Genomic DNA, 12095 nt, shown 5'->3' with positions numbered 1-12095 from the left:
GTCATGAAAAAGAAACCTGTAATGCTGATGATCCTGGACGGCTGGGGGATCGCTCCCTCCAGCCCCACCAATGCGGTGACCCGGGCCCGGACCCCTCATCTGGACTTTTATTTCAACCGGTATCCCCACAGCCAGCTCCAGTGTTCCGGAGAAGCGGTGGGTCTGCCGGATGGCCAGATGGGGAATTCGGAAGTGGGGCATCTATCCATCGGGTCCGGGCGGATCATCTACCAGAGCCTGACCCGGATCACCCGGGCCGTCAAAGACGGCAGCCTGGAAACCAATCCGGTGCTGGTGAAGGCCATGGAAGAAGCCCGGGACAACGGAAAGAAACTCCATCTCCTGGGCCTGCTCAGTGACGGCGGGGTCCACAGCCATATTGACCATCTGCTGGGCCTTTTGGCCATGGCCAAGAATCAGAGTGTGGAGAAAGTCTATGTCCATGCATTCCTGGATGGACGGGATACTCTGCCCCAAAGTGCGGCGCCTTTCCTGGAACAGGTGGAAAAAGCCTGTCAGGAGCTGGAGGTGGGACGGATCGCCACAGTTTCCGGCCGGTATTATGCCATGGACCGGGACAAACGGTGGGACCGGATCCAGAAGGTGTATGACATCATGACGGGAGGCGAAGGCCAGGAAGCTGCCAGTGCGGCGGAAGGCCTGGAAGCCGCATATGCAGCTGGGCAGACCGACGAATTCGTGGTGCCCTTCCGGGTGTCTGGAGTGGACGGCACCGTGGAACAAGGCGACAGCCTGATTTTCTTCAACTTCCGTCCGGACCGGGCCCGGGAGCTGACCCATGCCTTTACGGATACGGAATTCCAGGGATTTCCCCGGAAAGAAGACCAGCTGCCCGTCCATTTCGTCACTATGACGGAATACGAAAAGAGCATCCAGGCACCAGTGGCATTCCCACCGGAAGAAATTCGGGATACCCTGGCGGAAGTGGTGTCCAAAGCCGGACTCCATCAGCTCCACATTGCAGAAACGGAAAAATATGCCCATGTGACCTTTTTCTTCAATGGAGGACGGGAGCAGCCCTTCCCCAACGAAGACCGGATCCTGGTGCCTTCTCCCAAAGTGGCCACCTATGACCTGCAGCCGGAGATGAGCGCCTATCTGGTGACGGAAAAGCTCCAGGAGGCCCTGGATAAGGATCTGTATGATCTGGTGATCCTGAACTTCGCCAATCCGGACATGGTGGGCCATACTGGTTCCCTGGAGGCAGCGGTGAAGGCCCTGGAGGCTGTGGACGAATGTGTGGGCAGCCTGGCGGACAAAGTGCTGCAAAAAGGCGGTGCCCTGTGCATCACCGCAGACCATGGGAACCTGGAAGAAATGGAAGATCCGGTGACCCATGCTCCAATGACCGCCCATACCACCAACCCGGTGCCATTCCTGGTAGTGGGGGCGGAGCCGGGGACCCAAGTGGAAGATGGAGGCCTTTCCGATATCGCTCCCACCCTGCTGGAGCTCCTGGATTTGCCCAAACCCGAGGCCATGACCGGCCATTCCCTGCTGATACGGAAGTAAGCTTTTACGCTGTTTTGCTTGTGCAAAATCAATTTGCCAAAATTGATTTCCATCGGCTAGAGACTAGTGACTAGAGACTAGTGACCAGCCTGGGGAATCTATTCCCCAGGCTCAACCATAACGAGGTGAAAACAATGCCAATCATTGAAAATGTGTGCGCAAGAGAAATCCTGGATTCCCGGGGCAATCCCACGGTTGAAGTGGATGTACTGCTGGATGACGGTACCGTAGGCCGGGCCGCTGTCCCTTCCGGCGCTTCCACCGGGGTCCACGAAGCGGTGGAACTGCGGGACGGAGACAAGGACCGTTTCGGCGGCAAAGGGGTCTCCAAAGCTGTGGACAATGTGAATGACACCATTGCCGACGCCATCATCGGTCTGGATCCCACCCGCCAGGTGGAAATCGATGAAGCCATGATCCGTCTGGACGGTACGCCCAACAAGGGCCGTCTGGGGGCCAACGCCATCCTGGGGGTATCCCTGGCTGTGGCCAAGGCTGCAGCGCTGTCCATCGGGCTGCCTCTGTACCAGTATCTGGGCGGGGTCAACGCCAAAGAACTGCCGGTTCCCATGATGAACATCCTGAACGGCGGTGCCCATGCGGACAACAACGTGGATATCCAGGAATTCATGATCATGCCGGTAGGCGCTGACAGCTTTGCCGAAGCCCTGCGGATCAACGCGGAAATCTACCAGGCCCTGAAGAAAGTCCTGAAGGACAAAGGGCTGGCTACGGCTGTAGGGGATGAAGGCGGCTTTGCTCCCAACCTGGAAAGCAACGAAGAAGCCCTGCAGGTGATCGTGGAAGCCATCGAAAAAGCCGGCTACAAACCCGGTGAACAGGTACGGCTGGCCATCGATACCGCTGCCAGCGAGCTGTTCGAAGACGGCAAGTACAACCTGAAAGGGGAAGGGGTCGTGAAGACCTCCGCTGAAATGGTGGAATGGTACGCTTCCCTGTGTGAAAAATACCCCATCGTCTCCATTGAAGACGGTTTGGCGGAAGATGACTGGGACGGCTGGAAACAGCTCACCGATGTTTTGGGCAAAAAAGTCCAGCTGGTGGGGGATGACCTGTTCGTCACCAACGTGGAACGGTTGAAGAAGGGCATTGAAATGGGCGTAGCCAATGCCATCCTGATCAAACTGAACCAGATCGGGACCCTGACCGAAACCCTGGATGCCATTGAAATGGCCAAACGGGCTGGCTATACCGCCATCGTTTCCCACCGAAGCGGTGAAACGGAAGACACCACCATTGCGGATGTAGTGGTGGGCACCAACGCCGGACAGATCAAATCCGGGGCACCCTGCCGCACTGACCGGGTGGCCAAGTACAACCAGCTGCTGCGGATCGAAGAAGATTTGGGAGCCGCCGCCCAGTACAACGGAATGGATGTGTTCTACAACATCAGATAAAAAGCTGTCAACGGTTCAGCTGTCAACGGTTAGCAGCCGGATGACAAAAAGGTGTGCTGCATGGAGCGTGCAGCACACCTTTTTTACGAAAGGAAATACACATGCTTGACAAATTATCTGTTTCTGCGGCCTTTGACCGATATGTTTCCCAGTTCGATCCGGATACTCCGGGGATCCTCAGCAAGCAGCGCCATTCCCGGATCGTCAGCGGCTTGTGCGAGAATTTGGCCCGGGAACTGGGATGGACGGAAAGAGAACAGGAGCTGGCCTGGGTGATGGGGCTGCTCCACGATATCGGCCGGTTCGAGCAGGCCCGGCGGTTCCATACTTTCATCGATTATAAATCCATGGATCACGCCCGGTACGGGGTGTGGTATCTCTTTGAACAAGGGCACATCCGGGATTTCCTGCCCCAGCCGGAACCGGAACGGGACCGGATCCTGGAGCTGTCCATCCTGTGGCACAACGGATATGCCGTCCCGGCCGGGGTCACCGGAAGAGCCCGGGATTTTGCCCTTTTGCTTCGGGATGCAGATAAAATCGACTTGTTCCGAGTCTATGCAGGGTATCTGGACCACCCTGAACAGGTATGGCAGGTGTCCCTGGAGGATTTGGTCAGTCAAGCCATTTCTCCCAAAGTTTTGGAAGAGGCCCTGGCGGGGAAACTGGTACATACTGAATATAAGAAGACCGCCCTGGACTTTTTTACGGGATGCTTATGCCAGTTGTTTGATGTCACTTATGGTCCCAGCCGGGAAATCATCTGCCGGCAGGGATATTTCGCCAAACTGCTTGGCTTCCAGCCGGTGAATCCGAAGAGTGCCCGTCAGCTGGAACAGGTGAAGGTGAAGCTCCGCCACTGGCTGGTATCGGGGCCTCCGACTCTTGCCCGCTGACAGGGCAGGAGGTTTTCTCTTTCCAATCTTCATAGAAATTCCATATTCCTGTGATACAATAATCAGAGAAGAGTGAGAAAATCGGATATAAAGGAGGAATCAACTTGAACCAAACCATGGGCAGCCGCTATGAGGACTGGCGGCCGGTACTGGAAAAAGTACAGGCACAGCTGGTCCGACAAATCCAACAATACAATCAGAAAGAAATGGAAGAAACCAAAGAAAATGCCTATGAACACCTGATCTACCGTATCAAGGACCCCCAAAGCATGGCGGAAAAGTGCCAGCGGAAAGGCCTGACCGTCAATGCCCGATCGGCTCTCCATGGAGTCTACGATGCCATCGGCCTGCGGATCGTGTGCCGCTTCCTCAGCGACATCGACCGGAATCTCCGGCTGATCCGGGCCATTCCCGGCTGCACGGTCATCCAGGAAAAAGACTACGTACACAATGTGAAACCCAACGGCTACCGGTCCTACCATCTGATCCTCCGGCTGGAGGAGCCCTTCCCGGATGTGGAAGGGAACACCCCGGGAATCTTCTATGCGGAAGTCCAGCTCCGGACCATCGCCATGGATTCCTGGGCCAGCCTGGAACACGAGATGAAGTACAAAAAATCCATCCGGAACCCGGAACTGATCGGCCAGGAGCTGAAGCGGTGCGCCGATGAGCTGGCCGCCTGCGACCTGTCCATGGAGACCATCCGGAAACTGATCCGGGAAACCTGAACCACTGACCCAGGGAAAGGAGTCAATCATCCATGAAAGTATTGCTTGCAGAAGACGAAAAAGCCATGTCCATGGCCCTGTGCGCCGTGCTGGAACATTCCGGCTGCCAGGTGGATCCGGTCTATGACGGACAGGCTGCTGTGGACAAGGCACGCCAGAACATCTACGATGCCATGATCTTCGATATCATGATGCCGGTAAAGGACGGGATCACCGCCCTGACGGAACTCCGGCAGGAAGGGGACCGGACCCCGGTGATCATGCTCACGGCCAAGGCCGAAGTGGACGACCGGATCACGGGACTGGACGCAGGGGCCGATGATTACCTGACCAAACCTTTTGCCATGGGGGAACTGCTGGCCCGGCTCCGGAGCCTGACCCGGCGGCAGGAAGATTTCAACCGGAATACCCTCCAGGCCGGTACGGTGACATTGAACTGTGCGGAAGGGGAGCTGTCCAGCAAAAGCAGTGTCCGGCTTTCTCCCAAGGAAACCCAGCTGATGAAGTACTTCATGCAGCACCCGGGGAAACCCTGCGAAACCCGGATGCTCTTTGACCGGATCTGGCAGGACGAAAAGCAGGAAGATCAGGGAATCGTGTGGATCTACGTATCCTACCTGCGGGAAAAGCTCAAGGCCATCGGCGGCAATCTTACCATCGACGGCCATCCGGACGGGGCCTTTGTGCTCCAGGCTCCGGCCCTGGCCAATTAAAAGAGGTCCATTATGGATATGATCCATCGTCTGCGGCGGAAATTCCTGCTGCTGGCTTTTGTGGCCGTGGTGATCATCCTGGCCGGGGCCCTGGGGCTGATCAACGGCATTACCTATATGAAAATGCGGTCGGAAGTGGACACTCTGCTGACTGCCATTGTCCAGAACGATGGAATCATGCCCTCCCATCAGCCGGGGACCAGTACGGAAAGCTGGCTCAGCGACCCGGAATGGTACAATGATACTCCGGAATTTGCCCACCAGACCCGGTATTTCAGCGTAATCCTGGATCATGACGGCCGGATCCAGCGGCTGAACCTGTCCAACATTTCCGCCTTCAACGAACTCCAGGCTCTGGAAATCGCCCGGACACTGGCGGATGGTCCCCAGGCCCAGGGCGTGTTCAAGAACAAACGGGCCAGCTACTGTTACAGCGTTACGGAGCGGCCCGGGGGCGGCCGGCTGGTGGTGGTCATGGACTGCACCCGGGATGTGGGAGCCGTGGATGCCTTTATGCGGTATTCCCTCCGGTTCGGCCTGGTGTGCATCCTGCTGTACATGATGATCCTCATGTTCCTGAGCAATTATGCCATCCGGCCCTTTGTGGAAAACGTGGCCAGCCAGAAACGGTTCATCACCAACGCCGGTCACGAGCTGAAGACCCCCATTGCCATTATTTCCGCCAATGCGGAAGCTCTGGAACTGATCAGCGGCAAAAGCCAGTGGACGGACAACATCCTGTTCCAGGTGAAACGGGTGACCCGTCTGATCAACGAGCTGATCATGCTGGCCAAAATGGGGGAAAAGAACCAGCAGCTGCTGAAACGGGAACCAGTGGACATCAGCCGGACCTTCGAAGAAGCGGTCCAGTCCTTTGCTCCGGTGGTGGAAGGGGAAAAGAAAACCCTGGTGAAGGAAATCCACCCGAATCTCCAGGGGGAGACGGATCCCAAGTATCTCTACGAGATCTTCACCATCTTCATGGACAATGCGGCCAAATACTGTGATGAGGGCGGCACCATCCGGGCAGTGCTGGAACCCCATGGGAAGCAGGGCTTCCGGGCCTTTGTGTCCAATGATTACAAGAACGGTGCCCAGGTGGACTATTCCCATTTCTTTGAACGGTTCTACCGGGGGGATGAAAGCCACAACAGCCAGAAGGCCGGGTACGGGATCGGCCTTTCCATGGCGGAAGAAGCCACCCGGCTGCTGGGCGGGAAGATCCAGGTGGATTACAAGGACGGCGTGATCACCTTCGGGGTGACTTTCTAACGGAGCAGGGAGGCGATTGGTATGGACGTGGGAGTATTGGGGTCCGGAGCCATTGTTCCCGTGGCCCTGGCGTCCATGGAGGCGGTGCCGGGGATCCGGGTGAAGGCCCTGTGGTGCCGGGAATACAGCCGGCAGCGGGGAGAAGCCCTGGCCCGGGAGTATGGGATTTCCCAGGTGTTCACGGACCTGGAATCCCTGTTCCGGGAGGGAGGCGTGGATACGGTGTACATCGCCCTAGTGAACCAGGTCCATTATGCATACGCCCGGGCAGCCCTCCTGGCCGGGAAAAACGTGATCCTGGAAAAGCCCTTCTGCCCCTCTTTTGCCCAGGCGCAGGACCTGGCGGAACTGGCCCGGGAACAGGGACTTTTTCTTTTGGAAGCCATGCCCCTGTGGCACGGAGCTCTGTTCCGGAAAATCCGGGAACTGGTGCCGAAACTGGGGCCTATCCGGCTGATCCAGTGCAATTATTCCCAGTATTCCAGCCGGTACGACCAGTACCTGCAGAAAGAAGTGCTGCCAGCCTTTGATCCGGCGGCTTTCGGCGGGGCTCTGTACGACCTGGATGTGTATAACATCGCCTTTGCTGTGGGTCTGTGCGGCCGGCCAGAAAAAGTGGCCTATGCCCCCAACCGGGGATGGAACAGGGTGGACACCTCCGGGGTGCTGCTCCTCCAGTATCCTGGGTTCCAGGCGGTGCTTACTGCTGCTAAGGATTCGGACAGTCCTTCCTTTCTCCAGATCCAGGGTGAAAAAGGCTGGCTGAAGGTGGAAGGAAAACCCATCCATCCGGACAGGCTGGTCTGGAGGTTTCTCCAGGGTCCGGACCGGGATCAGTTCAGCATTGGTGCTGGAAAAAAGAAAGAGAACATCCAAAGCTGGATTCCCCCGGAACGGAGGAACCGGATGGTGGAAGAGTTCGAGGAATATGCCCGGATTGTGGACGGAAAGAAAAAAATAGAGGCGGAGGAGTATTTGCAGATGACCCTGACTGCCAGCGAGGTGCTAGAGAGGGCGGGAAGTCCAACTGCAGAAGAATGAACCATCAAAAAAGGAATTACCTGGATTGGACAGGCCTTTTATTTGAAGAATAAAAAAACGAATCGGACAGCCAGTCGGATTCCATGAGTGTCCCGGAAACTCTGGACAAAATCCAATGGTATGGTGTAAAATAAAAGAATCTGATATGTGGAGGGAATACCTGTGGCTTTAGATATATTGATGGTCCTTGATGTGATCGTGAGCATCCTGATGATCGGTTCCATCCTGCTCCAGTCCGGGAAGAGCGCCGGCTTCAGCGGAATGGGGGGTGGCGAGTCCCTGTTCGGTGGCAAACCCACCGATATGGATGAAGCATTGGCCCGGATCACCGTAGTATTGGGTCTGATCTTTGCTGTCATCAACGTGGCAATCGCCCGCTTGCAGTAAGCAATTGAAGAACGTTCACACAATTCACAGTGGCATTGCCTGGGTCGGGTAATGCCATTTTTGCTATGGGGAAGGGGGAGAGACCATGGTACTGCCTGGAGCAGAACCGTTCTTTTGGCAAGGTGGAAACCATAAAGGGGTCCTGCTGATCCATGGCTTCACCGGCAGTCCTTCTGAGCTGCGGGAACTGGGAGAACAGCTCAGAAGGAAGGGATATACGGTGGAAGGACTGCTTCTGGCGGGCCACGGGACGGATCCCCATGATTTGCTGGATGTAAAAGCAGAACAATGGGAAAAACAGGTGCGGGACGGAGTGGCCCATCTCCGGGCCTGCTGTTCCCAAGTGACGGTCATCGGCCTTTCCATGGGAGGGCTGCTGAGCCTGTATGCCGGGGCGGTAACGGATGTGGACAAGCTGGTGGTGATTTCCACTCCCATCTACCTCTACGACTGGCGTGTATATTTCCTCTGGCTGGCGGACCGGCTGCCCTACTGGGTCATCCCCAAACATCCGAGGACCATCGATGCTCCGGAACGGTACAATGTGGCCTATCGCTGTATGCCTATCAAAGCCGTCCATCAGTTGGTCCGGCTGCTGAAGGCCGTCAAAGGGAAATATCTGTCCCAGGTGGATCAGCCCCTGCTGATCATCCAGTCCAAAACAGACCATACGGTACGGCCGGAAAGCGCCCAATACATTGCTGATCAAGCAGCTTCCCAGGAAAAACAGCTGCTGTGGATCCCTCAGGCCCGTCACGTCATAACTTTATACAAAGGCCGACAAACCATTTATACGGCCATAGAGGCTTTTTTGGAGGCATAGAGAAAATGGAAAGAACGAGAGATACCATGTGTTTCGGCTGTGGGAAGGACAACCCTATGGGGCTCCACCTGCATTTCCGCACTGATGCGGAAGGCTGCTATACCAGCTTCGTGCCCCAGCCGGTCCATCAAAGCTATGATGGCCGGATGCACGGAGGACTGATATCCACCCTGCTGGACGAGACCATGGGGAATTATCCTTATATGTATGAACACAAAGTGGCCTACACGGCTCGGCTGGAAGTCCGCTTTCGGCAGCCGGTGCGCATCGGGGAACGGATCGAAGTGATCACCAAAGTGAAGCGGAGGAAAGGGCAGCTGCTGGAAATGACCGGGCAGGTGGTCCGGGAGGACGGGAGCATCGCAGCGGAAGCGGACGGCAAGCTGATGTATGAGGAGAAAGCATGACGAATACGGAATTGGAAACACGGCTCCTAGGATATATGAAGGAACATCCGGTGGCCCCTGTGGGAGCGGAAGAACTGCTGAAAGCCTTGGCGCTGGAAGGCGATGACCTGAAGCTGTTCTGGCAGGTGCTGAAAGACCTGGAAGACCGGGGACAGGTGGTAAAGACCCGGTTCAATACCTATGGACTGCCGGCGGCCATGGGTCTGGTGGTAGGCCGCTGCCAGGTGACCAGCAAGGGCTTTGCCTTTGTGATCCCGGAGGAGAAAACGGCTGACGGGGATCTCTTTATCCCGGCCAGCAGCCTCAGCGGCGCCATGGACGGAGATACAGTCATGGCCCGGGTGATGAAGAGCGGCTTCGACGACCGGCAGGAAGGGAAGATCATCCGGATCCTGGACCGGGCCCATCATAAACTGGTGGGGACCTTCAGCAAATCGGGAGAATTCGGCTTCGTGATCCTGGACAACAAACGAGTGGGCCGGGACATCTATGTACGCCGGAAAGATTTCAACGGAGCCCGTGACAAAGAAAAAGTCGTGGTGGAAATCACTACTTGGCCGGATGAACGGCGGAACGCGGAAGGAAAGATCGTGGAGATCCTGGGGAAACCCGGGGATATCGGCCTGGAAATCCTTTCCATCATCAAGGACAACGACTTGCCCACCAAATTCCCGGCACCTGTCCAGGCGGCTGCGGAGAAAGTGGAACAGAAAATCAAAAAGAAGGAAATCCAGAACCGGCTGGATCGGCGGAAATGGAATATCATCACCATCGACGGGGTGGATTCCAAGGACCTTGACGATGCCGTCTATGTGGAAAAACAGGGAGACAATTACTTCCTGGGGGTCTATATCGCCGATGTGAGCTACTATGTGCAGCCTCATTCCCTGCTGGATCAGGAAGCTTATGAACGGGGGACCAGCGTCTACCTGGTGGACCGGGTGCTGCCCATGCTGCCGGTGGAACTGAGCAATGGCATCTGCAGCCTGAACGAAGGGGAAGACCGGCTTACCATGGCCTGTGAGATGCTCATCGACGGGAAGACCGGCCGGATCATTTCCTTCACCATCGCGCCCAGCGTGATCAACAACCATCATCGGATGAACTATCCTGATGTGAGGGCCATCCTGGTGGATCAGGATGAGGACCTGCGGGAGAAATATGCGGACATCGTTCCCATGCTGGAAAATATGGCTCAGCTCCAGCAGGTGCTCCATAAAAAGAGGGAACGCCGGGGCGCCATCAATTTCGAACTGCCGGAACAAAAGGTGCTCCTGGATGAAGAGAAACATCCAGTGGCCATCGTGAAGCGGGAACGGTCCGTGGCCGAGATGCTCATCGAAGAATTCATGCTGGCCGCCAACGAAACAGTAGCCGGCTTTATGGCCAAACACAAACGGCCCTTCATCTACCGGGTCCACGACCTGCCGGATCCAGAAAAGATCCAGAACCTGGCCAAGCTGATGGCTCTCTTCGGAGTCACCCTGAAAATAGAAGAGAAGATGCGTCCTAAGGAACTCCAGCGGGCCCTGGACAAAGTGTCTGGGAAGCCGGAAGAAAAGCTGATTTCTACCGTAGCGCTCCGGAGCATGCGTCAGGCCCTCTACCAGACGGAGAATATCGGCCATTTCGGTCTGGCGGCACACTTCTATACCCATTTCACTTCTCCTATCCGCCGTTATCCGGACCTGATGGTCCACCGGCTCCTGCGCCGGCAGCTGGAGGGTGAACGGCTGAGCCGGCAGCAGGCGGAAGAGAGGACCCAGCGGCTGAGCCTGGTGGCCTCCCACTGTTCCATCCGGGAACGGGCTGCCATCGATGCGGAACGGCAGACGGTGGATCTGAAGATGGCTGAATACATGCTCCAGTTCGTGGGGCAGGAATTTGCCGGGACCATTTCCGGAGTCTCTTCCTTTGGCTTCTTTGTGGAACTGGAAAATGGAGTGGAAGGGCTGGTCCACATCTCCAGCCTTACGGATGATTACTATGATTATGTGGACGGCCAGTATGCTCTGATCGGCCAGCATCTAGGCCATCGGTACCGGCTGGGTGACCAGGTGGAAATCCAGGTCCTCCAGGTGGACGTCTCCGAGCGGAAGATCGATTTCGTCCTGGCCGGCCTGGCACCGGAAGCGGCAGACCAGATGCGCCGGGAATTGGGACGGCAAAAGAAGACCAAGACCGGCATTGCTACGGGAAGACTGCGGAATGAGACCACTGGCCGGAAGAGCGAAGGTCGGAAAGAGACCGGGAAGAAGAGCGGCCGCAGGAAAAAGAAAAAGAGCGGGTCCCAGAAACAAAACGGGGCCGGGCTGAGCCAGCTCCTGCCCCAGGGGACTGCGGCAGGAGCAGAAAAAAGCGGAAAGAAGAAAAACAACCGCCGACGGCGGAGAAGAAGGGATCGGAAACATGGAAAAGCCAGTGAAGGTAATCGCAGAAAACAGGAAAGCAAGGCATGACTATTTCATCCACGAAACCTATGAAACCGGCATGGTCCTTACCGGGACGGAAGTGAAATCCCTCCGCCAGGGGAAGGCCAACCTGAAGGATTCCTATGCAGCCGTGACCAAGAGCAGTGAAGTATACATCTACAACCTCCACATCAGTCCTTACGAACAGGGGAACCGGTTCAATGTAGATCCTCTCCGGGACCGGAAGCTGCTGATGCACAAAAGGGAAATCCAGAAGCTGATCGGAAAGACCAAAGAAAAAGGATTCACCCTGGTCCCCCTCCAGCTGTATTTCAGCCACGGATTGGTGAAATGCAAACTGGCCCTGGCCACCGGGAAAAAACTCTACGACAAGCGCCAGGCCATGGCGGACCGGGCTGCTAAACGGGATATCGACCGGGCCATGAAAGAACGGAACCGGTAAACA

Annotated in this window: 12 protein-coding genes; all 12 read left to right on the top strand. The window is 56.4% G+C overall.

The features are described 5' to 3' along the window. Positions 1-3 precede the first annotated feature (3 nt). The 12 genes from gpmI (at position 4) to smpB (ending at position 12092) form a co-directional block, all read left to right on the top strand. On the top strand, positions 4-1533 hold the full coding sequence (gpmI, locus tag ACTUHY_RS01240) for a 2,3-bisphosphoglycerate-independent phosphoglycerate mutase (RefSeq protein ID WP_442826290.1): 1530 nt from the start codon (positions 4-6) through the stop codon (positions 1531-1533). A 134-nt stretch (positions 1534-1667) separates the two neighbouring features. Then, positions 1668-2951, top strand: coding sequence for a phosphopyruvate hydratase (eno, locus tag ACTUHY_RS01235; RefSeq protein WP_442826289.1), 1284 nt, complete (start codon positions 1668-1670; stop codon positions 2949-2951). A 101-nt stretch (positions 2952-3052) separates the two neighbouring features. Then, entirely contained in the window at positions 3053-3847 is a 795-nt protein-coding gene (locus ACTUHY_RS01230) for an HD domain-containing protein (protein ID WP_442826288.1), read from the top strand. Between the two features lie 116 nt (positions 3848-3963). Then, entirely contained in the window at positions 3964-4575 is a 612-nt protein-coding gene (locus ACTUHY_RS01225) for a GTP pyrophosphokinase (RefSeq protein WP_442826323.1), read from the top strand. Positions 4576-4607: 32 nt separating this feature from the next. Then, the gene (locus ACTUHY_RS01220) at positions 4608-5288 is read left to right on the top strand and encodes a response regulator transcription factor (protein ID WP_012938310.1); all 681 of its coding nucleotides are present in this window, start codon (positions 4608-4610) and stop codon (positions 5286-5288) included. A 12-nt stretch (positions 5289-5300) separates the two neighbouring features. After that, the gene (locus tag ACTUHY_RS01215; RefSeq protein WP_442826287.1) at positions 5301-6560 is read left to right on the top strand and encodes a sensor histidine kinase; all 1260 of its coding nucleotides are present in this window, start codon (positions 5301-5303) and stop codon (positions 6558-6560) included. 21 nt (positions 6561-6581) lie between these two features. Then, positions 6582-7601, top strand: coding sequence for a Gfo/Idh/MocA family protein (locus ACTUHY_RS01210; RefSeq protein ID WP_442826286.1), 1020 nt, complete (start codon positions 6582-6584; stop codon positions 7599-7601). A 162-nt stretch (positions 7602-7763) separates the two neighbouring features. Continuing rightward, positions 7764-7988, top strand: a complete 225-nt coding sequence (gene secG / locus ACTUHY_RS01205) for a preprotein translocase subunit SecG (RefSeq protein WP_442826285.1) — start codon at positions 7764-7766, stop codon at positions 7986-7988. An 85-nt stretch (positions 7989-8073) separates the two neighbouring features. Beyond that, entirely contained in the window at positions 8074-8811 is a 738-nt protein-coding gene (locus ACTUHY_RS01200) for an alpha/beta hydrolase (RefSeq protein ID WP_442826284.1), read from the top strand. A gap of 5 nt (positions 8812-8816) precedes the next feature. Further along, a complete protein-coding gene (locus tag ACTUHY_RS01195) occupies positions 8817-9218 on the top strand; it encodes a PaaI family thioesterase (RefSeq protein WP_442826283.1) in 402 nt (133 codons plus the stop codon). Next, entirely contained in the window at positions 9215-11677 is a 2463-nt protein-coding gene (gene rnr / locus ACTUHY_RS01190) for a ribonuclease R (protein ID WP_442826282.1), read from the top strand. The genes ACTUHY_RS01195 and rnr overlap by 4 nt, the downstream gene beginning before the upstream one ends. Then, complete coding sequence (gene smpB / locus ACTUHY_RS01185; RefSeq protein WP_075580444.1) at positions 11628-12092, top strand: SsrA-binding protein SmpB; 465 nt, start codon at positions 11628-11630, stop codon at positions 12090-12092. Before rnr ends, smpB begins: the two co-directional genes overlap by 50 nt. Positions 12093-12095 lie beyond the last annotated feature (3 nt).

This window comes from Acidaminococcus nyctereutis, assembly GCF_052216985.1.
Taxonomy (GTDB): Bacteria; Bacillota; Negativicutes; order Acidaminococcales; family Acidaminococcaceae; genus Acidaminococcus; species Acidaminococcus fermentans_A.
The sequence above is the reverse complement of the archived record's forward strand: the minus strand, read 5'-3'. Positions and strand labels throughout refer to the sequence as shown.